This window comes from Chromatocurvus halotolerans (assembly GCF_004340525.1).
GTDB classification, from domain to species: Bacteria; Pseudomonadota; Gammaproteobacteria; order Pseudomonadales; family Halieaceae; genus Chromatocurvus; species Chromatocurvus halotolerans.
In genome coordinates, this window is sequence record NZ_SLWX01000001.1 from 384,975 (window position 1) to 409,386 (window position 24,412).

21 protein-coding genes are annotated in these 24,412 nt (G+C 60.6%); 10 read left to right on the top strand and 11 right to left on the bottom strand.

Going from position 1 to position 24,412, the window contains the following annotated elements; genetic code table 11:
- Positions 1-8: 8 nt before the first annotated feature.
- The 5 genes from EV688_RS01665 to EV688_RS01680 all read right to left on the bottom strand — a co-directional run bounded on the left by EV688_RS01665 (position 9) and on the right by EV688_RS01680 (position 4,863).
- Positions 9-1,076: an efflux RND transporter periplasmic adaptor subunit gene (locus tag EV688_RS01665; protein ID WP_240624302.1), complete on the bottom strand. Its 1,068-nt coding sequence runs from the start codon at positions 1,074-1,076 to the stop codon at positions 9-11.
- Positions 1,073-2,842 carry an ABC transporter transmembrane domain-containing protein gene (locus tag EV688_RS01670; RefSeq protein WP_117316703.1) on the bottom strand — a complete coding sequence of 590 codons (1,770 nt, stop codon included), beginning with the start codon at positions 2,840-2,842 and terminating at the stop codon, positions 1,073-1,075. The genes EV688_RS01665 and EV688_RS01670 overlap by 4 nt, the downstream gene beginning before the upstream one ends.
- Positions 2,843-2,852: 10 nt before the next feature.
- Positions 2,853-4,166: an amidohydrolase family protein gene (locus EV688_RS01675; RefSeq protein WP_117316705.1), complete on the bottom strand. Its 1,314-nt coding sequence runs from the start codon at positions 4,164-4,166 to the stop codon at positions 2,853-2,855.
- Between the two features lie 130 nt (positions 4,167-4,296).
- Complete coding sequence (locus EV688_RS17340) at positions 4,297-4,455, bottom strand: hypothetical protein (protein WP_162883860.1); 159 nt, start codon at positions 4,453-4,455, stop codon at positions 4,297-4,299.
- An 18-nt stretch (positions 4,456-4,473) separates the two neighbouring features.
- Positions 4,474-4,863: a hypothetical protein gene (locus EV688_RS01680; protein WP_131917526.1), complete on the bottom strand. Its 390-nt coding sequence runs from the start codon at positions 4,861-4,863 to the stop codon at positions 4,474-4,476.
- A gap of 305 nt (positions 4,864-5,168) precedes the next feature.
- On the opposite strand from EV688_RS01680, the gene EV688_RS01685 reads away from it, so the two are divergent.
- Positions 5,169-6,776 carry an ABC-F family ATPase gene (locus EV688_RS01685; protein ID WP_117316709.1) on the top strand — a complete coding sequence of 536 codons (1,608 nt, stop codon included), beginning with the start codon at positions 5,169-5,171 and terminating at the stop codon, positions 6,774-6,776.
- 198 nt (positions 6,777-6,974) lie between these two features.
- Complete coding sequence (locus tag EV688_RS01690; RefSeq protein ID WP_117316711.1) at positions 6,975-8,342, top strand: amidohydrolase family protein; 1,368 nt, start codon at positions 6,975-6,977, stop codon at positions 8,340-8,342.
- Positions 8,343-8,358: 16 nt separating this feature from the next.
- On the opposite strand, the gene EV688_RS01695 is transcribed toward EV688_RS01690, so the two are convergent.
- Complete coding sequence (locus EV688_RS01695) at positions 8,359-9,693, bottom strand: ribonuclease J (protein WP_117316713.1); 1,335 nt, start codon at positions 9,691-9,693, stop codon at positions 8,359-8,361.
- A gap of 235 nt (positions 9,694-9,928) precedes the next feature.
- On the opposite strand from EV688_RS01695, the gene EV688_RS01700 reads away from it, so the two are divergent.
- From EV688_RS01700 to EV688_RS01710, 3 genes are all read left to right on the top strand, one after another.
- Positions 9,929-10,603: an alpha/beta hydrolase gene (locus EV688_RS01700; protein WP_117316715.1), complete on the top strand. Its 675-nt coding sequence runs from the start codon at positions 9,929-9,931 to the stop codon at positions 10,601-10,603.
- Positions 10,604-10,673: 70 nt separating this feature from the next.
- The gene (locus tag EV688_RS01705) at positions 10,674-11,192 is read left to right on the top strand and encodes a DUF1993 domain-containing protein (RefSeq protein WP_117316717.1); all 519 of its coding nucleotides are present in this window, start codon (positions 10,674-10,676) and stop codon (positions 11,190-11,192) included.
- Positions 11,193-11,242: 50 nt separating this feature from the next.
- The gene (locus EV688_RS01710) at positions 11,243-12,115 is read left to right on the top strand and encodes a patatin-like phospholipase family protein (protein ID WP_117316719.1); all 873 of its coding nucleotides are present in this window, start codon (positions 11,243-11,245) and stop codon (positions 12,113-12,115) included.
- Positions 12,116-12,236: 121 nt separating this feature from the next.
- Here the strand turns inward: EV688_RS01710 and EV688_RS01715 are convergent, their stop codons facing one another.
- The 3 genes from EV688_RS01715 to EV688_RS01725 form a co-directional block, all read right to left on the bottom strand.
- Positions 12,237-13,349 carry a di-heme oxidoredictase family protein gene (locus EV688_RS01715; RefSeq protein ID WP_165876879.1) on the bottom strand — a complete coding sequence of 371 codons (1,113 nt, stop codon included), beginning with the start codon at positions 13,347-13,349 and terminating at the stop codon, positions 12,237-12,239.
- 23 nt (positions 13,350-13,372) lie between these two features.
- On the bottom strand, positions 13,373-14,035 hold the full coding sequence (gene azu / locus EV688_RS01720) for an azurin (protein ID WP_162883862.1): 663 nt from the start codon (positions 14,033-14,035) through the stop codon (positions 13,373-13,375).
- Positions 14,036-14,184: 149 nt separating this feature from the next.
- Positions 14,185-14,604 carry a hypothetical protein gene (locus tag EV688_RS01725; RefSeq protein WP_131917527.1) on the bottom strand — a complete coding sequence of 140 codons (420 nt, stop codon included), beginning with the start codon at positions 14,602-14,604 and terminating at the stop codon, positions 14,185-14,187.
- Positions 14,605-14,756: 152 nt separating this feature from the next.
- On the opposite strand from EV688_RS01725, the gene EV688_RS01730 reads away from it, so the two are divergent.
- Positions 14,757-15,719, top strand: a complete 963-nt coding sequence (locus EV688_RS01730; RefSeq protein ID WP_240624303.1) for a sodium-dependent bicarbonate transport family permease — start codon at positions 14,757-14,759, stop codon at positions 15,717-15,719.
- 10 nt (positions 15,720-15,729) lie between these two features.
- A complete protein-coding gene (locus tag EV688_RS01735; RefSeq protein ID WP_117316728.1) occupies positions 15,730-16,032 on the top strand; it encodes a DUF3240 family protein in 303 nt (100 codons plus the stop codon).
- Between the two features lie 78 nt (positions 16,033-16,110).
- Here the strand turns inward: EV688_RS01735 and EV688_RS01740 are convergent, their stop codons facing one another.
- On the bottom strand, positions 16,111-17,274 hold the full coding sequence (locus EV688_RS01740) for a DUF6607 family protein (RefSeq protein WP_131917528.1): 1,164 nt from the start codon (positions 17,272-17,274) through the stop codon (positions 16,111-16,113).
- A 44-nt stretch (positions 17,275-17,318) separates the two neighbouring features.
- Positions 17,319-18,239, bottom strand: a complete 921-nt coding sequence (locus EV688_RS17345; protein ID WP_162883863.1) for a hypothetical protein — start codon at positions 18,237-18,239, stop codon at positions 17,319-17,321.
- A gap of 66 nt (positions 18,240-18,305) precedes the next feature.
- On the opposite strand from EV688_RS17345, the gene EV688_RS01755 reads away from it, so the two are divergent.
- The 3 genes from EV688_RS01755 (at position 18,306) to EV688_RS01765 (ending at position 24,277) form a co-directional block, all read left to right on the top strand.
- Positions 18,306-18,959 carry a Fe2+-dependent dioxygenase gene (locus EV688_RS01755; RefSeq protein WP_205686579.1) on the top strand — a complete coding sequence of 218 codons (654 nt, stop codon included), beginning with the start codon at positions 18,306-18,308 and terminating at the stop codon, positions 18,957-18,959.
- Between the two features lie 337 nt (positions 18,960-19,296).
- On the top strand, positions 19,297-20,724 hold the full coding sequence (locus tag EV688_RS01760; protein ID WP_131917530.1) for a leucyl aminopeptidase family protein: 1,428 nt from the start codon (positions 19,297-19,299) through the stop codon (positions 20,722-20,724).
- A gap of 565 nt (positions 20,725-21,289) precedes the next feature.
- Positions 21,290-24,277, top strand: coding sequence for a TonB-dependent receptor plug domain-containing protein (locus tag EV688_RS01765; RefSeq protein ID WP_117316739.1), 2,988 nt, complete (start codon positions 21,290-21,292; stop codon positions 24,275-24,277).
- Positions 24,278-24,412: the final 135 nt, after the last annotated feature.

Sequence of the window (24,412 nt, forward strand, 5' to 3'; positions counted from 1 at the left end):
ACACTGACTCAGCTGCCGGCCTTGCTGCTATTCCCGGCGTCACCTTTGCCACCCGGCACCTGAAACTCCGGCGGGAAATTGTTCATCTGACGCCAGAGCTCGAAGCCCAGGCGCACGGTCTCCAGCTGCACCCACCCCCGCGCTTTGGTCCCAAGGCGCACGAAGCGATCCTCAGGCCACGGCGGCTCATCCGGATCCGGCACAACCAGGACCTGAAATTTTCCCTGAGCGTTCGCACTCCGGTCAACCACGGCGACGCGGCCGCCGAAGGTACCTACGGCAACGGACGGCCAACCGGAAAACTGCACCGACGGCCAGCCCTCGAATTGCAGTCGCACATTCCTCCCAGCCTCCACAAGTGCCGCATCGCGCCCACTGAGGTAAAGCCGAACCGCGCGCTCGCCGCCACTGGGCACAAAGGAAGCCACCCGTTGCCCCTGGTTGACAACGGTCGCCCGATCACCGGAAGTAACGCCCAGTATCGTGCCGGCCTGCGGCGCCCGCACAGTGCGCGCTGACTGGCGCGCGAGATCGACTTCGATACGCTGCAGTTGCGCTTCGGCTGTTGCCAGCTGCGAACGCAGGTCCTCGACCCGGATGCGCGCCTTCTCCATGTCAAGGCGCGAGGCAAGCCCCTCATCAAACAACTCCTGCTGCCGTTCGGCATCGCGCAGCGCCGTGGCAATACGGTCCTCGGCGGCCGTGACATTGCGCTCCACAGCAGCGCGTTCGTCGCGCAGGCGCTCGACAAGCTGCGGGTCATTGTCGACGATGCGGACAATGGGGTCGCCGGCCTCGACGCGGCTGCCGTTGCGTACAAACCACTCTTCAATGCGACCGCCAACGAGAGCATGGATGTCCTGTCGCCGGTCATCCGGTGACAGCGCCGTGACCTCGCCGCGACCCGACACCGTCTGCACCCAGGGCGTGAACCACAGGACGATTGCGCCGATAATAATGGTGGCGATAATCAGCCGCGACAGCGTGGGAATGACACCGGGGACTCGGATAGAGTCGAACGTCGCCCAGTTGGAGCGATGCGCCTTCCAGATACGCTCCCCCGTGTCGTCGCTCACGTGTCGGCACCCCCCGCGTCATCTGTTCCGCTGTCCGCTGATTCGAGGGGAGGCTCCAGAACCTGGTCATGCCAGCCGAGGCGCAATACGCGATCGACGTGCGGCAGCGTCCCGTCTCGGGAGAACAGCATGAAGGTCATCTCAGGTCGCTCGGCGACATAGGCAAGGACCCGCTCCCACACCGACCGGTCGACGAGACCGAAGACCTCCCCGACAACGAGGATCCGCGGGCAGGCGAGAAGCGCGGTCGCGAGCTTCAGTCGCAGCACCTCCTCGGCCGACAGCGGCAGACCAATTGGCGAGAGTATCGTATCCAGGCCCTGGTCGAGCTCCCGCACCACCTCGTCGATCCCCACCAGCCGCAGCATCTCGAACATCTCGCCCCGTGAGGCGCGGTCGGCTCCCGAGAGCACCAGGTAGTCAGCAATACTGCCGTCCATGATCATCGGCCTTCGCTCTACCATCAGGTACTGCCGCAGCCCGTGGATATCGCAGGCGGCAATATCCACCTCGCCGATGGTGATATAGCCGTGCTCCGGGGCTTCGTTCCTTTCCAGCATGCTGGTAATCATGCGCTGCAGAACCTCTTCCTCGGCGTCTACCCGCACGGTCTCACCCTCGGGGATGGTGAAATGGAAATGCGCCTCGCGGCTGCGCGTTGTCCGATGAACATCACGAAAGCGCAGGTCGAAGGACCCGTCGGCGGACAGGCTCTCGCCGTCCGTGCTTTCCAGCGGGATTTCGTGAAGCTCGCTGATCTCGGCTACGGCCATGCACACGTAGTAGAAGCGGCGCAGGTAAGAGTCGAACTGGGCCATGCCAACAAAAATTGCCGACATGATCAGTTCCGCGGCAACCAGCTGCCCAAGAGACAGCTCCCCCTGAATCACGAGCCAGCCGCCCAGACCCAGCAGGAGCGAACTGGCCAGCGCGTAGAGAAACAGCAGTGCGATGGTCTGCGCAAAGGTTTGCCGGAAATGGCGCTTTTCCTGATCGATATAGCGTGCTGTGAGGGTCTCGGAGCGCGACAGCGCGTACTGAATGTGTGTGCGCGATTTGTAAAGGCTATTGGCGCTGCCGAGATGGTCGAGCCAGGCGGCGGCTTCGTACTTTGCATCGGAAAGGTCGATGCCGGTGCGGATGGCCGCCGGCCCCCAGATGCGCCAGACAAGGTAGATAAGCACGATAAGCACCAGGTTGAAGCCGAGAAAAACCGGGTGATAGAACGAGACCACGATAAAGCCCATGATGGACTGCAGAAAGATGGCGAAGGCACCGATGAGCAGTTCGGGAACATTGCGCTGCAGGGTCATGATGTCAAAGTAGCGGTCAAACAACACGTCACGCTTGCGGTTCTCGAAAAACGTCGCCTGGGCGTAAACCGCGCGCAACGAGAAGTCGGCCATCAGCCGGGCGTGAACGCGTCGTCCATAGAGCTCCATGAGATAGGTGCGCAGCGCGCTGAGCACCCCCGAGGTCGCCAGCATGCCAAAGAGCAGCACGGACAGAACAACGAGGGGGCGCACGAGAGCGGTGTTGGCGATCGAGTCGATCAGCATCTGCACCGCGAGGGGAACCGCCAGCGTGAGCCCGCTGATGGCCACGCCGTAAATCACTGCAAGCCAGAAGTAACGACGCTCGGCACCGAGGAGTGTCCGGAACCAGCCCGCGAGGTCGCGCAGGGGATAGTGGCTTTCCACCGCACCGAAGGCACGACGCCGCTTGTTCAGCGGCAGCGCCGCTTCCTGCTGCTCCGACTCGCTCATCGCCGACGCTTTACCGTTTCGCTATGGCCGCCAGGATATCGTCCAGATGCTGGCGGTCAAACCATTCTCCGGCACGCATCACACCGGCGATCGAGCGCGTATTGCCGATGTCCTGCAGCGGGTTGGCCGTCAGGAGAACAAGGTCAGCGACGCAGCCGGGCTGGAGGCAGCTTCGATGGGTCTCGCCCAGGTAGGCAGCAACGTTGATCGTCGCGGTCGCCAGCGCCTCGGCAGGGGTGAGACCGGATTCGACGTAGGTCAGAAGTTCGTGATGAATGGCGTCGCCGGGAATGCTCAGGATCTGCGGCGAATCAGCGCCGGCCAGAATCATGGCGCCAGCTTCGTGCAGGGCGCGGATTAGCTGTCGGCGCAGCGTGACATAGCGCGCGGCGTCTTCATCCGCGAGCTCCCCGCGAAGTTGAATCGCCTGTTGGCGCCAGCGCGCCGCTGTCTCAGGGGCAATCCAGCGCATGGCGTCGCGCTGCATCAAGGCCTCCAGATCGCCGGTCCTCCAGTTCTCGATCAGGCTCTGGGTGGGCACGTTGGCGATACCCGCCTCAGCAGTCCGCCGCGCCAGCTCGGGTATCAGGTCCGGGTCCATGCCCTTTACCAGATTCACACCGAACAGGCCGGGGTCCGTGCCATGCAGCGCATTGTCTTCGGGCACCATCAGACGGGTGTAGCCGTCGAGGTGGTCGATCGTGCCCTGCCGGGAGGCGAGCACGCGGTCGAGGCCCACCGCCACCGAGACATGGCCGGAATAGTCGATACCGAGCGCATCTGCGGCACGGGACAAGGCATCGAAATCCTCAACGGACAGGCCCGGATGCAGCTTGAGGAAATCGTATCCCGCCTCCTGCTGCGCAAGCACCTGCCGGCGGGCCTGCGCCGGAGACGCGACGGAGTTGCCGTTGAAGGAGGGCCCGGAGGTAATCAATCGCGGGCCGGTAAGCTCGCCATCTGCCAGCTGCTGGCGAAGCCGCAAATGGCCAGGTTCACCCAGCATGCCGCGGATGGTGGTGATGCCATGCGCCAGCCAAAGACCCAGGGTATCGCGAACCGCCTGATCACCGACGCGTCCCGATGGCACATGCGCGTGCATCTCAGCCAGCCCGGGGATCAGGTAGCCTTCCGTCGTGACTGTGCGGTCTGGACGGTCGATGGCGCTGGCATCGACGATGAAGCCGTCGCGAATGCCCACGCGCGTCGGTTCCGAAACCGTGGCCGTCGCGACATCGATCAGGCGGACACCCTCGAAAACCACGGTGTCAGCGCGGGCATCAAGAGCCACCGCAAGTGCAAGAACTGTCAGGACGATACGCATGTGCCTGGCTGCCTCATCAAAAAACCTGTCGAAACTTTCCCGGATTCTGGCCTTAAGTGCAAATCACACGCCATCTCAGTGACTCGATCAGGACAAAGATGCCACGCCTGCCCTGCCACGCGCTTACGCTTCACCCTCCTTCGGGATCGAGACGACCGTCTTCGGTGCAGGTGCTCTCTTCCACCCGGCGTTCCCGACGCAGGCTATACAGCTGCCAGAGTGGGATGCCGAGGAGCACGCTGAAGGTGAGCAGGAACTTGCCAAGAATCAGGACCTCAAAATTACTCATGTGGCTGCCTTGTGTTTTTCAGCGTGAGTCGCTTCCCCGTGCGCTGCCCGACGGGCTGAGTGCAAACGTAAACGCTTTGCCCTTACTGACCAGAGACGCTACGGCCTGGCCGTCACAGTCCGCCAGATTACCCCCGGAAACGATACCCTCTGCATTCACCAGCAGAAGCACCGGATCGGAGGTGAGCGTTTTGTAAAGGGTGCGCCCGTCGACAGTGCGAGCACTAACGTAGAACACCAGCTGCTCCCAGGGGAGCGTGCCCGTTGGGTCCTTGACGGAGCAGACGATGGCATCCGGCATGCCGACAACAATGTCCGCCCGTACCGCTGGCGGAAACACGGCCTGCAGCAGGGCGGCAAGCGGCAACGCCAGTCGGGCTGGCATCACCCAGGAACAGAAATCTGGCACGTGTAACTGCCCTCCATCTTGAAGTATCAGAGCGCGGGAGCACAACTGACTGCACAGCCCTGCCCTGTCGCAATAACGCCTGTCACTACCGTGAATGGTAGCAGACCAGCATGGCAACAACTGCCTGGCGCTGCGAGAGCACCAGTTTCTGGCGCCCGCAGTCGCCAGACGTCTGACAGGACCTTCGACAGTCGGGGCGCAAGCCAGTATGCTACGGGCTCCGTATTGGTCTGCCTCTTCCATTCCGCCTTTAATGGCGACGTCGGTTTTCCAACCCCTTGTCTGCAAACCTCAGGAACACAATCTTGATCACCACCGCCAATATCACCATGCAGTTCGGCGCCACGCCGCTGTTCGAGAATATCTCTGCCAAGTTCGGCAACGGCAACCGTTACGGCCTGATCGGGGCCAATGGCTGCGGCAAGTCCACGTTCATGAAAATACTGAGCGGTGTACTCACACCCACTGCGGGTAACGTCTCCATAGAACCGGGGCGCACCGTGGGGATATTGAGTCAGGACCAGTTTGCCTTTGAGGACTACAGCGTCGTGGACGCGGTCATCATGGGCGACAGTGAATTGTGGAAAGTCCGGCAGGAGCGTGACCGCATCTATTCGCTGCCGGAAATGAGCGAAGAGGATGGCATGCGCGTGGCCGAGCTTGAGGTGCAGTTTGCCGAGATGGACGGCTACAGCGCTGAGAGCCGCGCCGGCGAGATTCTTCTGGAAGCCGGCATCGACGAGGCACTGCACTTCGGTCCGATGAAGCAGGTTGCCCCCGGCTGGAAGCTGCGCGTGCTGCTGGCACAGGCGCTGTTTGCAGACCCGGACATCCTGCTGCTGGACGAGCCAACCAACAACCTCGATATCCACACCATCCACTGGCTGGCAGACATGCTGAACCAGCGCAAAAGCACCATGATCATCATTTCCCACGACCGCCACTTCCTGAACGCTGTGTGCACACACATGGCGGATATCGATTACGGCGAACTGCGTATCTTCCCGGGCAATTACGAGGCCTTTGTTGCCGCATCGACCCTGATTCAGGAGCAGCTGCACGCCGGAAACGCAAAAAAGAGCGCCGAGCTGGAAGACCTGCAAAGTTTCGTCAACCGTTTCTCGGCCAATGCGTCGAAAGCGAAACAGGCCAGCTCCAGGGCCAAGAAGATGGAAAAAATCAAGCTGGACGAGATCAAGCCCTCGAGCCGGGTCTCTCCGTACATTACTTTCCATCAGAGCAAAAAACTGCACCGCCAGGCGCTGATTCTGAAAAATCTGTCCCACGGCTTTGACGGCATCCCGCTGTTTGAGGGCGGCGACCTGATTCTGGACGCCGGTGCACGTCTGGCTGTCATTGGCGAAAACGGTGCCGGCAAGACCACCCTCCTGCGCTGCCTGATAGATGAGATCAAAGCCAACAGCGGCGAGATCAAGTGGTCAGAAAACGCCGTGATCGGTTACTGTCCGCAGGACAGCACTGCCGACTTTGACAGTGATCTGACCATCTTTGAATGGATGACCCAGTGGCGCATGCCCAGGCACGACGACCTGGCAGTTCGCGGCATGCTGGGCCGCCTGCTGTTCACCGCGGACGATGCCCACAAGAAGGTCAGCATATGCTCTGGCGGCGAGAAGAACCGGCTGATGTTCGGCAAGCTGATGATGATGGACAGCAACGTACTGATCATGGATGAGCCGACCAACCACATGGATATGGAAGCTATCGAAGCGCTGAACAAGGCGTTGGCCAACTACGAAGGCACGCTGATTTTCGTGAGTCACGACCGCCAGTTTGTGTCCTCCCTGGCTACCCGTGTCATTGAGATCAGGGATCAGACCCTGGTGGATTTCCAGGGCACCTACGACGAATACCTGGCGGGCAGAGCCACATCGGATTCAAGAGCCGCCTGACGGCCGATCAGTCCCCGAGGTCTCCCCGACTGTCATGATCGTCCATGATGGTGCCGATCGGGTCGACCGGAGGGTCAAATCTGCGGGACTGACGTCCTCGCAGAGCCACGGGCCAGAATGCCTTGGTGATGCGCCCTGTACCTGAGTCATCGAAAATCTTTATACTGATTTTCCACGCTACCAAAGGTACCGACTGCTATGAGAACTTATTGCCTGCGCACTATCGCCACGACCCTGCTCCTGCTGTCTGCTATCGTCTTTCTGCCCGCAACCGTTAACGCCCAGGCAGCAGGCAAAGCGTCCGATGACATTCAAATGGTGCTCGTTCAGGCGGGTCACCTGGTCGATCCGGCAAGCGGCACTGCAACCCCCGACCAGGAAATCCTCATCGAGCGCAACAATCGCACGGGACGGGGCATCATTCAGGCGATTGGCGAGAACCTGGAAGTCCCAGCCGATACCGAGATCATTGATCTCTCCGGCCACTACGTGACCGGCGGCCTCGTCGACGCTCACGACCATCTGGGCCTGACCTACAAGGAGGATCCGGAGAGCAACAAGTACTATTTCACCACGCTCATGGACTCCACGCCCATCCGGGCCATCCAGTCGTTCTCCACCGGCTTCCAGAAGCTGGCGTCCGGCTTCACCATTGTGAGGGATCTGGGCAACAACGGCCTCTACGCGGATACCGCGCTGCGACGCGCCATTGAGCAGGGATGGGTCCCGGGCCCGACGATGATCAACTCCGGCATCATCATCGGCGCCTTCGGCGGGCAGTTCTCCGAAATTCCCGAGCGCGAGGAAACGGTATACCCGGAGTATCTGAATGCGGACACCGATGACGAAATCGTCAAGGCCATTCGCCGCAACATCCATTACGGCGCCAGGGTCATCAAGGTGTGTGTTGACTGCCAGGCCTATCCGTACACCGTCGACCAACTCAAGCTTTTCGTGTCCGAGGCTGCGAATGCAGGGCGCAAGGTGAGCGGCCATGTGCAGACGCCCGAGGGCGCGCGCCGCGCTGCGGAGGCCGGCCTCTGGTCACTGGACCATGACAGAGCGATGGACCCGGAGCTGCATGCCATCATGGCCAAAAAGGGAATCTGGCGCGCCGGCACGGAGACACCGAAAGCTGCGTGGTCCCGGGTCAGCGATGAGGAGTGGGAGCGACGTATCGCGATGTTGCGTGATGCCTACGACCAGGGCGTGAAACTCGTTTTCTCAACCGACGCCGACTACTTCATCCGCGGCATGGATCGCGGGGAACTGACGCTCGAGTTCGTCAAGACATGGAAAGCAGCCGGCATTCCGCACGCCGACATTCTCAAGATCATGACAACCCACGGCTACGAAATCAGCGAGCTGGAAAATGAGCGCGGCCCTATAAAAGAAGGCTTCATGGCCGATCTGATTGCCATGCCGGAAAATCCCCTCGAGAACATCGACGCCCTGCACGGTATCGACTTTGTCATGAAAGATGGCCTGGTGTTCAAACGCGACGGCGTTGTCGCGCCGATGGACTTTTTCCATAACGGGCCCGCTTACGGTTGGGACAAGAAGTAGCGCGCCGTCACAGGAATCATCGGGCGCCGTGCCGCAGGCGTCCCACGGGCACCGCCCCGCGCCTGATACCGGGCACCGGAGCCAGCATGAACAGATCGCCGTTGCGTCCGACGATCTGCCGGGGCACGCCCACCGCGCGCGCCAGCTGCGCGTTGGCTGCCATGTGATCAGGCTCACCATGCACGGGAATCGCAATGCGCGGCTGTACCCACCGGTACATCTGCGCCAGCTCATCCCGGCAGGGATGACCCGAAGCGTGCAGGGCCTCTGGCCCATCACCGTCCTGCACAACGATGACGCCAAGCTCGTGCAGTCGTCGCACGAGAGCCGCGACGGCCTCCTCATTTCCGGAAATGACCCGCGAGCTGAAAATCACGGTATCGCCCTCTTCCAGCACCATGTCCGGATGCGAACCACCGGCGAGGCGATCCAGCGCCGCGCCCTTCTCGCCCTGGCTACCCGTAGCGATGGCCATGACCTCACTTCGCGGCAGGTAGCCAAGGTGTGCACTGTCGATCAGGCGCAGCTGCGCGTCCCACAGTCCGGCGGTCCTTGCCGCCCGGAAATAATTGCCCAGCGAACGACCCAGTATCGCCGCGCGTCGCTCCGTTGCCGCAGCGACCTGAACCAGCGTATGCAGACGTGCTATGTTGCTGCCGAAGCACGCGACGACCACGCGGCCTGCGGATTCACAGACCACCCGCTGCAGACCCGCATACAGTGAACCCTCGGTCCTCGAATGTCCCTCAATCAGTGCGTTGGTTGAGTCGCAGACCATGGCGAGTATGCTTTCATCGGCCAGCGCGCGGTAGCGACACCTTGGATAGCGCGCACCAACCACGGGATCCCCGTCCAGCTTCCAGTCTCCGGTGTGGAACACATTGCCAGCCGCACAACCAATGACCAGAGCCTGCGATTCTGGCGTTGAGTGAGTCAGATTCACCCACTCGACCCGAAAGGGACCGAGCGCCGATGTGTCACCGGGCAAGACGATGTGCAGCGGTACGGCGTCCGTCAGACCAGCCTCCAGTAGCTTGCGACGTAAAATCTCCGCCGTGAAGCCTGTGGTATACACCGGGCACCGGAGCTGAGGCCAGAGTCTTGCAACAGCGCCGACGTGATCCTCATGCGCGTGGGTGATAACCAGCCCGCAGAGCAAGTCGCGGCGTGCCACGATAAACGCAGGGTCAGCCATCTGGATCTGCATTGCGCCTGCCGAAAGCCGCTCGAAGGTTATGCCACAGTCAATCATGAGCCAACGCCCGTCGTGGCCATACAGATTCAGGTTCATGCCAATCTCGCCACAACCGCCCAGGGGCAGAAACCAGAGATCATCGGGACCGGGAGTCATCAAAAAAAGCCTGCCAGATAAGGAAGGCAGCAGTATGCCGACCGCAGGCAGGGAAATCGAATTCGGTAACCCCGGACGCGCAACCGCATCAATGCACCACCGACTGTACCGGTGTACGATCGTTTCACCAGTGCATTCGCTTCCGCCAGGCAAGCTGCCTGCCTGACAATGCAGTAACGACAAACGGTTTCGCGGCCCACTAGCCACCTGAACCAATGAATGGATTCTTACCCGAATGAATTATCTTCCCTGTGTTGAAATCGACCCCCCACATCGCGACGCAGACGCCAGCGTGATCTGGCTTCATGGCCTGGGCGCCAGCGGTCACGACTTTGAGCCAATCGTGCCCGAGCTGCGTCTGCCAGACAGCCTGGCCGTGCGCTTTGTCTTCCCCCATGCCCCACAGATTCCGGTCACGGTCAATGGTGGCATGGTCATGCCCGCCTGGTACGACATCACGGCGCTCGATCTTGAGCGCAAGCTTGATGAGGGCCAGTTGCTGAACTCCGCACAACGCACAGTCGATCTGGTCGAGCGGGAGATGGCTCGGGGTATTGATAGCACCCGCATCCTGGTTGCCGGCTTCTCCCAGGGCGGCGCTGTGGCCTGGCATGCAGCACTCACCTTTGCAAAGCCGCTGGCGGGGCTGATGGCGCTATCCACTTACTTCCCCACGGCACATATCACGGTGCCCAGTGACGCCAATCGCGATTTGCCTGTGCACATTTTCCACGGCACTGGCGATCAGGTGGTCCCGGAGGTGCTGGGGCAGCGAGCTGCGCAGCAACTCCGCGAGTGGGGTTACCAGCCGGAGTACAGCAACTACGCGATGGGGCATGAGGTCTGTCTGCAGGAGGTGCGGGATATTGCGGCATTTTTAAGCCGTTGCCTTGACGACCGAGCAGACTGATGACGGCACTGGTGTGCCACGACAGGATGACCGACACTGCATGTCCACAACGTGACAAGGAGATTTCACCATGGGCATTTCCCTCTACGATGTCAGCGTCGCCTCGTTTCAGCAAACCCTCGGCGCGGTCGCCGGTATACTGAAGAAAGGTGAGTCCCACTGCAGTGAGCACGGCATCGATCTCCAGGAGCTCGTGGAGTCGCGACTGCATGCCGACATGTTGCCGCTTCGCTTCCAGATCCAGTCTGTCGTCCACCATTCCCGGGGCGCCATCGAGGGCGCCAGGGCAGGTAAATTCATGCCGCCCTCCGGCCCGGACCATGATTACGCCGGGCTGCAGCAGCTCGTGGCCGATGCCTGCAGCGAGCTTGATGCAGTTGGCCGCGAGGACGTGGATTCCCTTGAAGGCAGGGACGTCATCTTTCAGATCGGGGATTTCAGGCTGGACTTCCTCGCCGAGGATTTTCTGATGACCTTCTCGCTCCCCAATATGCACTTTCATGCGACAACTGCCTACGACATCCTTCGAATGCGCGGTGTGCCCCTGGGCAAGCGGGACTATCTGGGGCGCATGCGAATCAAGCGATGAAGCGTCAGCGTGTCTTGATAGAACTCAAGTCGGCTGCTCAGAGGTAGCAAATGACTGACAGAAAAACACCCGTGTCGCTAGTCCTTGGCAGCGGCGGCGCTCGTGGGCTGGCTCACATAGGCGTTATCCGCGCGTTGAATGACAGCGGCAAATACACGATACAGGCGGTGAGCGGTTCGTCAATCGGCGCCCTGATCGGCGGGCTTTACGCCGCCGGCAAACTGGACATTTATGAAGCATGGGTCGCGGAACTGAGCGCAACCAATGTCTGGAGTTTGCTGGATTTTTCGTTCACCAGCACAGGCCTGTTCCAGGGCGACCGTCTCATAGACAAACTGGGTGACCTGGTGGGAAATCAGCGCATAGAGGACCTGGATATCGCCTTTACCGCCATCGCCTCCGATATAGAGCACCGTCGTGAGATCTGGCTGGATAACGGACCGCTGTTTGAGGCTATTCGGGCGTCCATTGCGATACCGGGGTTTTTTACGCCGGTCCTGCGGGATGGCTGCACACTGGTGGATGGCGGGCTGTTGAGTCCGCTGCCGATCGCGCCGATTAAAAGCATCGGTGCTTCGCATCTGGTGGTGGTTTCTCTGAATGGCGCGGAAAAGGAGCCGCCGCGCGCGGCTGATGCAGCGCACGACGAGGACACTGAAGAAGGCGCCCCAGGCTGGTTGCAGAACGTCAAAGAACGCATCGGCCTGGCATCATCAGCAGAAGACAGTGATTCCGCCATTGAGATCATAAGCAAGTCACTGGAGGCCATGCAGGACCGCATTGCGCGTTATCAGATGGCCGCCTATTGGCCCGATACCCTGATCGAAATACCGGTAAACGCATGTGACGTGCTCGATTTTCATCGTGCCAATGAAATGATCGAGTTGGGATACCAACTGGGGAAACAGGTTATAGATACCTGAAGCCAGGCCAGCAGGAAAGCCGCTGCCCGAAAAGCTCTTAGTCCAGTCCCCGGTGTGAAACACCTTGCCAGTGGCACCTGCGGTAACGCATTACCGACCTGGTTCACGAACAGGGGGCCGTCTACAGGGATCGCAGGAAACTCAGTAGCGCGTCCCGTTCCGTGGCCGGCAGGGCCCTGAAGGCATCCCGCGATACCCGTGCCTCTCCGCCGTGCCACAGAATGGCGGAATGCAGATCCGGCGCACGACCATCGTGGAGCAATCCTCGACGCGGATAGCGGTCGCGCATCAGGCCGATGCCCCACAGCGGCGGCGTGCGCCATTCGCGGCGTAACTCGCTATCTTCCGATTCCGCGAGCGCGACACCCATATCGTGCAGCAACAGGTCGGAATAGGGCCAGATCACCTGATTTGATAGTGCCGCATCTCCACCCTCACCCGTAACCATCACGGGTACGTGGCAGGTCGCACACCCGGTCTGCGCGAACAGTCTTTCTCCGCGGATAACCTCAGGATCGCTGCGTTGTCGCCGGGCAGGGACCGCCAACCCGACGACATAGCGCTCCAGACCCGCCAGCTGCGCTGCGGACAATCGCGGCGCGGACAAGGACGCATCAGCATTCGGGTATAGGTGCGTGGAGACATTGAGATCGTCAATCAGCGCCGTGGCAATCTGTTGATACAGGTCAGGCTGGGCGGATTTCCAGCCAAACCGGCCGATGGCCCGGGTGCCGTCTGCCAGAACCGGCACGGTGGAAAGTTGCCCACTGATACCGTCGCCATCGGCGTCGCCCGGATCTGCCATGCGCTGCAGGGTTTCTGCGGGAACCGCGGCCAGCAGGCCCCAGCCGAAAACGGGTGGGGCCTGACGCCCCGTCGATGCCTGCCGTGCTTCCGCACCGGCACCGACGGCCTCGACGTGACAGTCCGCGCAGTCTGTCACTGCAGGCACAGCCGCTGTGTCCCGCCGCCCGGGAAAGTCGCGCCCCCAGTCGCGTTGAAACAGTGCCTGGCCTTCACGGCTGGATGCGTCTTGATCCAGCGGGGCATGCAGCAATGTCGCCGGTTCAACACCTGGCGGGATATCAACGGTAAGCGCAGTGCCACCGGCTGCAAATGGAGATACATGGCCCCCGCCGTCACAGCCGGCGATCTGAAGTGCCAGTAGAATGCCCGCAAAACCCTTGAGGAAGCCTCGAAGGAGATTCACGTTCTCCCGTTCGAGGGGTTTCACTTGCTGGGCCTTCAGCTCAGACCTCAGGATCGGACGCTGAATGTACCGCGCATCGCAGCGCCATGGCCGGGATAGGTGCAGACGTAGGTGTAATCACCGTCAAGACCGTCTAACGAAAAGGTAATGCTGGCGGATTCGCCACCGCCAATGACTTCCGTCGCCGCGATAATGCGTTCATCGTCTGCAAGATAGTCGCCCTCGAGGCCCTTCGAAGAGCCGGCTCTCGCGATCTCCAGCCCGGCGCCCTCAGGTACCAGCACCCAGTTATGCCCCATTGCGTTTGCCGGCAGTTTGCCGGTATGCACCAGGTTCAGGGTGAAGTCGGAGCAGTCCGCCGGTGCCGTGATCTGCGAGACGCTGTACTGCAGGTTGTCGCCCACTTCCACGTCGAAGGTGCAGTCGCTTGCCACATTGGCGTCACCTTCGTCGACGCGGTCGGCAGATTCGCTCGGCTGTGTGCCCTGATCGGCCGAGGAGGCGCTGCCGGTTCTGCCCTCAGACGCCTCCCCGGATTCGGCCTGAGATACTGTTCTGGTCGGCTGTGATTCATCTGCCGACCGTTCACTCGACCTTGATTCGGATCCGGGTTCGTTACCGCCGCACGCCACCAGGGCGGAAAGCACGGAAACCGCAGCCATGCCGCGGATATACCCGGCGGGGGTTCGGGCTTGCAGGATGTTGTTCATATTGTCCTCCCTCATTGTCGTTGAATCGTGACTATAATGAGAACGCATCGTATTTGCAAATAGGAATCATTACCGGAAAAGCGCGTGCCGAGTCACGCGACTGGATCTTGATCTCTCAAAGTCGCGCTCTACCGGGCACAGCAGCCTGCTCAGTGCAGGACACGACCCTCCCAAGGGCCGCATCGGTCATGCATCGCAGACCATTCCGCGAGAGTGACCTTGCACTGGCGCAGGGCAATCGCCCGCAACTGCGGCGGCTGCTGGCTGTCCTGGGTGATTTCGCGCACGAGACCGTGCGCGCGTCGATAGGTAAGGTCCGCTGCACCGAGGTCACCGAGCCGCGCCAGCGCGGCCGCCCAGTTCTGCAGGGTAATCACCTTGGCCAGCAGGAAAGCCGCCGTCAGCCGCTGGCCCGCCAGCTCTTTGTCGAGTACCCGGGCGGCGCGGGCGTAAAGCTCGGCGGAGCGCTGCAAACGGCCATTCCGGAACTCGGCATTCGCCGACTCCACCAGTTGTCGCCAGCGGGGCGAGGCTTCTGTTGTCTGATGAGGCTGGTGCGCGTTTGTCACGGTGTGTCTCCCTTTGTCATTGCCGGTTTCCACAGCATAGCCAAAGCGCACCCAAATGCAAATGATTCTTATTTAATTAATGCCGATATCGGGGCACCCGCCGGGGCGCATGCTGCGATCATGCTATGCTTCCCGATCGGAATTTTTTTATCTTGAGCCCGAACATAACCCCGGAGGTAATCATGGGCTGGGACCCCGTTGTCATGTTCTTCGTGTTCGGACTCCTCGCAGGTCTGTCGCGCAGCGAACTCAAGCTACCGCCTGCGCTGTATGACACGCTCTCCATCCTGCTGCTGCTGGCGATCGGCCTGCATGGCGGCGTGGAACTGGCGGCAGAGGCCAGCCCAGTGCTGCTGTGGCAGACCCTGGCCGTTCTCGCACTGGGCTGTCTGCTGCCGGTGATCGCGTTTCCGGCTCTGCGGATACTGCGCTTCTCGCGCGTGGACTCCGCCAACATCGCCGCACACTATGGCTCGGTCAGCGCCGGTACCTTTGCCGTGGCCATTGCCTACATGCTGGCCCGCGACCTGCATTTCGAAAGCTACATTCCGCTTTTCGTCGTGGTTCTGGAAGTACCGGCAATCATTGTCGGTCTGCTGCTGGCCAAAGGTATTGCCCGCGATACGGATTGGCGTTCGCTGGGGCGCGAAGTCTTTCTGGGCAAGAGTATTGTTCTGCTGCTGGGCGGTCTGTGTATCGGCCTGCTGGCCGGAGAGGACGCCATCGCACCGCTGGCGCCGCTCTACACCAGCATGTTCAAACCGGTGCTGGCACTGTTCCTTCTCGAGATGGGTCTCATCGCGTCCCGGCAGTTCGGCAGCCTGAAGGAAAGCGGTATCCGGCTGGCATTCTTTGCACTGGCTTTCCCACTGGCGGGAGCGGGGATTGGCGGCGCCCTGGGGCATGCCCTCGGCCTCTCGGTGGGCGGGACCGCCATTCTGGCAACGCTTGCCGCGAGCGGGTCCTACATAGCGGTCCCCGCCGCCATGCGTCTGGCGCTGCCCGAGGCAAACCCGGCTCTGTCACTGACGGCATCGCTGGGCATCTCGTTCCCATTCAATATTCTGGTCGGCATTCCCCTGTATCTTGCTTATGCCGAGTGGCTGATCGCTTGAGGATCCCCGAATGACATTGCCAACACGTACGCTCTTGACGCTCATCGGCGAAGCCGCACTCGAATCAAAGCTGGTGAAAGACCTGGAGGCGTTCGAGGTCCCCGGCTGGACCATATCGGATGCTCGCGGTCGCGGTTCCCGGGGAGTCCGCCGCTCGGCCTGGGATAACGAGGGCAATATCCGTGTGGAAGTGATCTGTAACACCGAGCTGGCCCAGCGGCTGCTGGCGCACATTCGCAATCAGTACCACCGCGACTTCGCGATTATCTGCTTCCTGAGCGAGGTGCAGATCCTGCGCGAGGAGAAGTTCTAGCCATTGCAAGGGACAGGCCACTGACACAGCAGGTCTGACGCAACCAGGTTACCGGGACGCAGCAGCGAGACCGGCCTCTCACTCCGGTTCGATAATCACCGCGCGCGCCATCAGCGCCGACAGGGAAGACAGCGTATCCTTTGGTTCATCCGCATAGGCTTCCGCAAGCTCAAACAGCGACACGAACAGGGGCTTGCCATCGACTGTGTCTTCCAGACGGAAGTCCCGATGCTGCGCATAGACCCCGGACCAGTAGTCCCTGACTGCCGACCAGAACGGACCGGTGCGTTGCCAGTAGTCATCACCTGGACTGAAGTCATAATCCCGGATTCGCTCGTAACGACTCAGCCCAGCCTCGCGCGCCAGGTGCGGCGTCTCTGGATGCGGTCCGGTGTCATCCATCAGCACCAGCTTCAACGCGTCCTCTTCCTGTACCCAGCCTGAAGGCGTTATCGTGATGCGGTGGCTACCCAGCAACGCCTGATAGTCATCGCGCACACTGAACTCCCGCCGGGGCAGTGGCCGTCTTCGCTGGTCGCTCTGCCAGTAGGAATGATCACCCGAATGCACCCAGACGCCGCTGGCCTCGTAGCGCGGCGAATCGTCCACCTGGAAGACCGACTGGGTCCAGCGCCCCTCCGCGTCCTGCTCGTCCAGACGCTCATGGGCCCACAGGCCCGGGGCGACAAAGGCCTGCACGTTGCGATCCTCATAGTGCCAGTCCTGTCGCCAGTGCTTGACCACAAACGGCTCCGACAGCTCTCCATCATCCTGACGGATACGCGTCACCAGAATATGCTGCAGACTCACAGCGTGCGGCGTGTCCTTAACCACATAGACGCGCTCTGTTCCCCAGGACCGATAGGGACGTGCGGGCTCATAACCCGGGGTCAGGCCGATGGTTTCAATGAAGTCAAAGGTCGTGCGATAGTCGCCGGCCATGGCGAGAATAGCGCGACGGTCCCGCTCCCGGGCAGTGATATCGGGCTCCTGCAGTGCCTGCCAGGCGTCGGCAGGCTCTCTCTCCAGGGTGACCTCCGGGCCGCGCGTCGTGCCGCCGCGAGGTGCCATCGCCGCTTCCTCGGCGAACAACCAGCTATAGGTGTACTGTCGTTGTTTCCCGCCCCCTGCATTGCCCGGGCTCTGGGCGGCGAGGGGCATGGCCAGCACCAGCAGCAGAGACATCAGGCACAGCCGCGCCTCCATAGATGCCGGGAGACCAGTATCTGTAATTCGATTCATGGGTTTTCTCCCTGAACAGGCGGGTTCGCAGACGATGCTGAGTTTCAGAGTCCCAGAGCCGCGATCTCGATCCGTGCCGCCGTGCCATACAAGCGCGAGGGCTCACCGTCCACGCTGTCGCCGGGTGCAATATCCGGCCACAGGTCGTTCAGGTCTGCAAGCAACTGCTGAACCCTCTCCACGGTTTCCGGGGACTGCGCGCGCACCTCGGCCGGCAGGTCGCGCAGGCGCTGCTTCGCAATCTCGGTAAATCCATAGGCATCCTGGTATTCATGGCGGTTGACCAGCCTGCCCTCTTCCACACCGAGTGCATATTCTTCGCCGGCTGTGCGGACCAGGTCCATGACGCTCAGCAACGCCGTTTTCAGCGAGACACTGGCCACGGTTTCCGCATTGACAATTCGCTGCTCAAGCGCCGCATATGCCGCCTCTACCTCGGCGGCGCCGGCGTCGGCTGTGACGCGCTCGGCCAGAGTGCTTAACTCGGTGTCGAAGAGAGCGGCGTCACGCGCCTCCATCGCGGGAACAAGTCCGGCGTAGAGCTCGTCCCGGGGGTGCTTCATATGCGTGATTGCCATCTCGATATGCCCGTCCCGATAAAGCTCATAGCCGACCCGCAGGTGACCCCGGATAAGCCCGAGGCGCGTCAGGTAGGCCTGGTCGTCAGCCTTGAGGTCCGCAGGACCCGATGCACCCTCGCCTTCTCCCTCGCCGCCTTCTCCTTCTCCCATGCCACCTTCACCCTCGCCCATGGCACCTTCGCCTTCGCCGCCTTCACCCTCACCTTCACCTTTGCCCATGGCAACTGTGCCTTCGCCTTCGCCCTCAGCGGCCATCGCGAGCGTCAGGCCAGCAGTGTGACCCTCTTTCACGGGCATGCTGTCCGGGGCAGCCGCGGCACCAAGACTGATGCCGCTGGCGATGGCGACGCTCAATGACAGCCAGCGTTTCCGATGCTCTTGCATGATCTGTTTCTCCAGGTGGGTTCGTGGTAGTCTGCCATCCTTCCACAAATACGATTGATTCTCAATATGATTCTACACCTGTCACAGGTGCTGACGTCAGCCGACCTGATGGCGGTACTCGACGCTGTAGGGAATGCGCGATTTACCGACGGCCGGGCAACTGCCGGGCGGGCTGCAGCTGCCGTCAAGCAGAATGAGCAGGGCACCGGGCCCGCCGTCGATGGCGCGCTCGCGCTGGTCGAGAGGCGCCTGATGGCGAACGACCTCTTCCGCGACGCGGCAAGACCTTCCGGGTTCGCGCGACTGCTGCTCAGCCGCTATGCCACCGGGATGCACTATGGCTCTCACGTCGATGCGCCCCTGATGGCCGGGCGTCGCGCAGACATATCGTTCACGCTGTTCCTGTCAGCGCCCGATGACTACCGCGGCGGCGAGCTCGTGATCGAGGATACCAGCGGCGAGCGGGCCTGGAAGCTGGAGGCCGGAGACATGCTTCTCTACCCGTCAACCTATCTGCACCGTGTCAATACGGTAAAGGAAGGCGAGCGGCTCGCCATCGTGGGCTGGGTCACCAGCAACGTGCGATCCGCGCAGCACCGAGAGCTGCTGTTCGAACTTGGCGCGGCAATGCACGAGGAATTCGGCAGCCGGGGGAAAACGACGCTGTACGATCGCCTGTCATGGATTCACAACAATCTTCTTCGGGAGTGGATGGTGTAAACGCAAGTGGATGGTGTAGACGAGTCGCGCGCATAACCCAGTTCGGAGCGTCCGCCCCCAGAAACCTGCCAATACACATACACTTCTGCGCTGACGATGGCATACTTAATATCAACTGGGTGGTTCCAGGACTGTGGCGCGGCCCTTTTGCTTTGACCACTTCTACCCGGCGCGCCGCTCGCCGCGGCGCCGCCAGCGTACAACCACACAGATTGACAGGGAGATTGCAGTGAAACGTTTCTTGCTTTTTATTATTTTTACCTTTGCAGCATCAGGCGTATCTGCGCAGCGCGCATTTGAATTTGCTGCTTTCGATATTCCCGAAGCGGGGAGCATAGTGATCCCTGTTGAAGAGGGAGAAAGCCTTGCGGGGCTGGCATTGAAGATCGACACCCTGACCGAGGGCGCCTTGTCGGCTGCCGTGGAAGAGGCGTCTTTCACCGGTGCTTTGCAAACCAGCCTGACGCTGTACGGCGTTCATCCGTTCTCACGCATTGATCTGGTGGGTATTGGCAGCGAACCTGTTGACCGGGTGACCGCCCAGAACTTTGGCGGGTTGGCCGCGTCACTGAACGATGGAACGAGCGGCGCGCCGGTCAACGTTCTGTGGGGCGAAATCGATATGCGCGAAGGGGTGTCAGCTGCACACGTCGCGCTCGGCTATCAGCTGCGCAGCTATCGCTTTGACCGCTATCAAGCCGAGAGAGTTGATAGCGCCGAGTTACCTGTTGTTCGCGTGTTGAGTGACGACACTTCCGCCGCCGAGCATTTCAATGGCGACCTGAAACACCTCGCGGAAGGCATTTACATGGCGCGTGATTTCAGCTCTGAACCTGCCAACCTGATGTACCCGGAGGCATTCGTTGAACATGCACAGGCGGCGTTCCAGGGCCTGGATAACGTCACGGTTCGCGCGCTGGATGAGAACGAACTGCAGCGTCTTGGCATGGGTTCGCACTACGGTGTTGGCAAGGGATCCGAGCGGCCACCTCGCCTGTTGATCATTGAATATATGGCTGGCGGCGATACAGCGCCGGTCGTCCTGGCTGGCAAGGGGATTACCTTCGATTCAGGCGGCCTGTCGCTGAAGACCGGTGACAACATGTGGATGATGAAGGGTGACCTCGGCGGCGCCGGGGTCGTCACCGGCACGGTGCTTGCGGCGGCGAAGCGCGGTGAAAAGATCAATCTTGTCGCGCTGGCTGCACTTGCGGAGAACATGCCGTCGGGCGGTGCAAACCGGCCAGGCGATGTCGTGACGGCAATGTCCGGCACGACCATCGAGATCCGCTCGACGGATGCAGAAGGTCGGCTGGTTCTCGCGGACGCGGTCTACTACGGTGCGCAGGAATACAAGCCGAGTGTTCTCATCGACGTCGCGACGCTGACGGGCTCGGTTGGCGGCGCTCTGGGTGACGAGTATGCGGGTATTTTCGGTCGCCACGATGGCATCATCGAAGATCTGACAGCTGCATCCCGCGCCGCCGGCGAGAACGTCTGGCGCCTGCCGCTGGATGCGTCGCACTTCGAGCAGATAAAGTCCGCCTATGCCGACGTCATCAACAGCGGCGTGGGTAGCCCTGGCGCCAGCGTTGGCGCCGCGTTTATCGGAACCTTCGTGGACGAGAACCAGGTCTGGGCGCACCTGGATATTGCGGGTGTTGATTACTACGAAAAAGACACGCCGACCACGCCCAAGGGTTACTCGGGATGGGGAGTCCTGACGCTGGATCAATACCTGAGAGACCATCATGCATCAGAATAAAGCGCCTGGACTGCGGTTCAGAAACACGATCTGAAGGTTATGCCCCCCTGCCGCTTTCATCGGCAGGGGGTAGGACACAATAAAAAGCATGGCCATCGCAGATGCCGTGCATGGCCGGGGCCTCTGCCAAGATCGGCTTCAGGGGCCTTGTCATTAACACAACCGTGCGCTGAACCTCCTGCTGCCTGACCACCGTGATGCCAAGGCTCACTATATCGGGCAGGGTGGCGAGCTGGACCGCCCTGTCGATTAAGCAACTCCTAATCTGTAAATTCGGTTAACCCTCGATTACCTCGCTTCATCCTCAAATAATGATTTGGCATTGAGAAAGTCCTTCGTTAAGGGGATTGTCTCGAACAGGGTGACGAAAAATACGCATGAGCTACGCACCCTAGGTTCATGAAATTTGCCTGCTCTTTGTCGCATTTTTGTGAATTTTTCACAGCCAACTGAGTGCAAAAGTATGTAGGGTTTAAAAAGCCGTGGCGTAATTTGCGTGGACATGGCCAGCATATCTTTTTACAGGGGAATAAGCCGAACATATCTTTTCAAGGGGGAATAAACTATGTTGCAAAGAAAACCACTAACGATGGCCGTCAGCGCCGCTATCGGTGCGTCCGCCTTCCTGGTTGCTGCGCCTTCAAGCGCTCAACAAGAGCAAATGGTCGAAGAGGTCGTCGTAACCGGTTCTCGACTTCAGACCAACCCAAACCTCGTGTCTGCAACGCCAGTATTGAGCGTGTCTGGTGAGCAGGCACAGATCCGCGGTAATACCCGGATCGAGGACTTTATCAATGTCTTGCCGCAGGCGTTTGCCGCGCAGGCCTCGGAGACGGCCAACGGAGCGACGGGTACAGCTCAGCTCAACCTGCGCGGCTTGGGCGCGATTCGAACTCTGGTTCTTATCAATGGTCGTCGGCTTCCCTTGGGCTCTTCTTCCTCTCCCGCAGCTAACCTCGATCTCATCCCGACGCAGCTTGTAGAGCGCGTTGATATCGTCACCGGTGGCGCCTCCGCGGTTTACGGCTCCGACGCCGTCTCCGGTGTTGCCAACTTCGTTCTCAAGAAGGATTTCGAAGGAATCGAGATCGGTGGCCAGTATGGCGCCAACTACAATGCCAACGACGATGGTCCCTGGGATCAGGTTCAGGCAGCTGCTGGTTTCCCGAGCGCGGATAGCACTATCGACGGCGACGAGGCGCTCCTCTACGGCATCATGGGCGTGAACACGGAAGATGGCCGCGGCAATCTGACGTTTTATGCCTCCTACGAGGATCGGGAGGAGATCCTGCAAGGTGATCGAGCCGTTTCGGCATGCGCCCTGGGCACCGGTTCAGGGCCGACGAGCTTCGCCGGTTACCAGTGTGGTGGATCGTCAAACTTCCGGTCATTCGGCGATCCGGCCGACGGAAGCGGTAGACGGGTCTTCCTGGAAGACGACGGTACGGCAGTGCCCTTTACGGGCGGTTCTGGCCAGCTGTACAACTTCGGCCCTGTGAATTTCTTCCAGCGTCCGTCTGAGCGATATCAATTCAGCATGAGCGGTCACTACGAAGTTGCCCCCGATGTCGAGGCCTACACCGAGTTCCAGTACACGAACAACGTGTCGGACGCTCAGATCGCCCCGACGGCGACCTTCAGTCCTCTCTGGGACGTAAATTGCGACAACCCGTTCATTCAGAACAACCCCGGAATCCCGCTCACCGAAGCCTATGGCTGTACCGCTGCGGACATTGCCGAGGGCACGATCAAGGAGAGCACCCGGACCAACTATCGAAACGTCGAGGGCGGCGGCCGCAACAGCCGCCTCACCAACACGGCATTCCGCTGGGTGGGTGGCCTGGAAGGCAGCTTTAACGATATCTGGCGTTGGAACGTTTTCGCCCAGTACTCCCAGACAAGCGACGAGTCCTTCGACAGTAACTACTTCGTGGCTGACCTGGTCAACCAGGCCCTGAACGTGGTGCTCGACGACGACGGTAATCCTGTGTGTCGGGATCAGACCGGCGGCTGCGTTCCCTACAACATTTTTCAGCGCACGGCCGATGGGCAGAGTTTCGTGACACAAGAGGCCCTTGACTTCATCCAGGGCGTTGGGGTCTCGTCTGGTTCGACCACACAATCGGTGTTTGGTGGCGACATCCAGGTCAACCTCGGTGAATACGGCGTAAGCCTCCCATGGACGGATGCGGGTGTCGGTCTTCTTGTGGGCGCCGAGTACCGGACAGACGAGCTCGACTTCAGGCCGGACCAGGCGCTTCGGACCGGTGGCCTTGGCGGAGCAATCCAGCCGCCCGTCTCGGGAGAGGTGGACGTGAGTGAAGTTTTCGCCGAAGTCGAGGTGCCGATCATAACGGGTGCGCGGTTTGCTGAGGAACTCACCTTCCGCGGACAGTACCGATACTCGCAGTACGAGGCGTTCGGTAACGACGTTGGGAATGACTTCAATACCAACGCGTATGGCGCCTCTTTGTCTTGGGCTCCTACCTCCGACGTGAAGCTGCGTGCCCAGTACCAACGGGCGGTGCGTGCACCCAACATCGTCGAGTTGTACGACGGGCTTGCCAACGGCCTGCCCAACCTCACCTCGAAAGGGACGCAGATTATCAACGGTACCGAGGTGGAGGTCTTTGATCCCTGCTCCGGCCCTAACCCGCTTGCATCATTCGATGTGTGTGCCCGCACTGGCGTAACAGAGGGGCAGTACGGAAGTATCGCTGACACGGCGTCCGGCCAGGCCGGATCGATCACGGGCGGTAATCCGAATCTCGATCCGGAAGTTGCAGATACGGTTACTTTCGGTGTGGTCATTACCCCCGAGGCATTGCCGGGTCTTACGGTCAGCATCGATTATTTCGACATAACGATCGAAGATGCCATCGCCCAGGGTGTACCTGCACAGGTTACGTTCGATAACTGTCTTGCCGGAAACCTCTCGTTCTGCGACTTCATCAGACGCGGTCCTCGTGGTGACCTCGAAGGCAACCAGCCGGGCTTTGGTTTCGTTCAGACCCAGGTCAATATCGCCGAGCGTGCGACCAGCGGTGTGGACCTGCAGGTAAACTACTCGTTTGACCTGTCCGGTGGACATACCGTGGGCATCGATTATGCTTCGACGATCCTCGATTCGCTGGCACTGACGCCATTCCCGGGGGGAGAGGACGTCGAATGTGCTGGATTTTTCGGGAATGCATGCCAGGACGGCGGTATCGGCACGGGTGCCAACCCCGAGTACCGGCATCGTCTGAACGTATCCTGGTATACGCCCTGGAATGTGTCGTTGATCGGAACGTGGCGGTACTTCGGTGAGACGGATAACGACGATACAACGGACGAGTTCCAGTCGACCTTCGATGCCATCAATTACCTTGACCTGACTGCGAGCTACGACATCACCGATAAAATCACGGCGCGTGTCGGTGCGCTCAACGTGCTGGGCGAACAGCCCCCGGTCTTTACTGGAGCAGGTCCGTCCCTCGGTAACGGCAACACCTACCCCACGATCTTCGAGATCGGCACTCAGCTCTTCGGCACAGTAACCGCCCGGTTCTGAGTCGCGGAAAAAGCTGAAAGCGGCGGGTTAATCCCGCCGCTTTTTTTTGTGCGCCAGGCATGGCGCTGATCGGGTGCATATAAGGCTAGACTCGCTCCATGAGGTTCTTCACGACGGCAATCGTGTCCGAGTAAA

What these genes read in the sequence shown, in the direction of transcription:
- EV688_RS01670 (WP_117316703.1), bottom strand. Translation starts at nt 2,842, where the DNA reads ATGAGCGAGTCGGAGCAGCAGGAAGCGGCGCTGCCGCTGAACAAGCGG.
- EV688_RS01675 (WP_117316705.1), bottom strand. Translation starts at nt 4,166, where the DNA reads ATGCGTATCGTCCTGACAGTTCTTGCACTTGCGGTGGCTCTTGATGCC.
- EV688_RS17340 (WP_162883860.1), bottom strand. Translation starts at nt 4,455, where the DNA reads ATGAGTAATTTTGAGGTCCTGATTCTTGGCAAGTTCCTGCTCACCTTC.
- EV688_RS01690 (WP_117316711.1), top strand. Translation starts at nt 6,975, where the DNA reads ATGAGAACTTATTGCCTGCGCACTATCGCCACGACCCTGCTCCTGCTG.
- EV688_RS01695 (WP_117316713.1), bottom strand. Translation starts at nt 9,693, where the DNA reads ATGACTCCCGGTCCCGATGATCTCTGGTTTCTGCCCCTGGGCGGTTGT.
- EV688_RS01700 (WP_117316715.1), top strand. Translation starts at nt 9,929, where the DNA reads ATGAATTATCTTCCCTGTGTTGAAATCGACCCCCCACATCGCGACGCA.
- EV688_RS01705 (WP_117316717.1), top strand. Translation starts at nt 10,674, where the DNA reads ATGGGCATTTCCCTCTACGATGTCAGCGTCGCCTCGTTTCAGCAAACC.
- EV688_RS01710 (WP_117316719.1), top strand. Translation starts at nt 11,243, where the DNA reads ATGACTGACAGAAAAACACCCGTGTCGCTAGTCCTTGGCAGCGGCGGC.
- azu (WP_162883862.1), bottom strand. Translation starts at nt 14,035, where the DNA reads ATGAACAACATCCTGCAAGCCCGAACCCCCGCCGGGTATATCCGCGGC.
- EV688_RS01735 (WP_117316728.1), top strand. Translation starts at nt 15,730, where the DNA reads ATGACATTGCCAACACGTACGCTCTTGACGCTCATCGGCGAAGCCGCA.
- EV688_RS01740 (WP_131917528.1), bottom strand. Translation starts at nt 17,274, where the DNA reads ATGAATCGAATTACAGATACTGGTCTCCCGGCATCTATGGAGGCGCGG.
- EV688_RS17345 (WP_162883863.1), bottom strand. Translation starts at nt 18,239, where the DNA reads ATGCAAGAGCATCGGAAACGCTGGCTGTCATTGAGCGTCGCCATCGCC.
- EV688_RS01755 (WP_205686579.1), top strand. Translation starts at nt 18,306, where the DNA reads ATGATTCTACACCTGTCACAGGTGCTGACGTCAGCCGACCTGATGGCG.
- EV688_RS01765 (WP_117316739.1), top strand. Translation starts at nt 21,290, where the DNA reads ATGTTGCAAAGAAAACCACTAACGATGGCCGTCAGCGCCGCTATCGGT.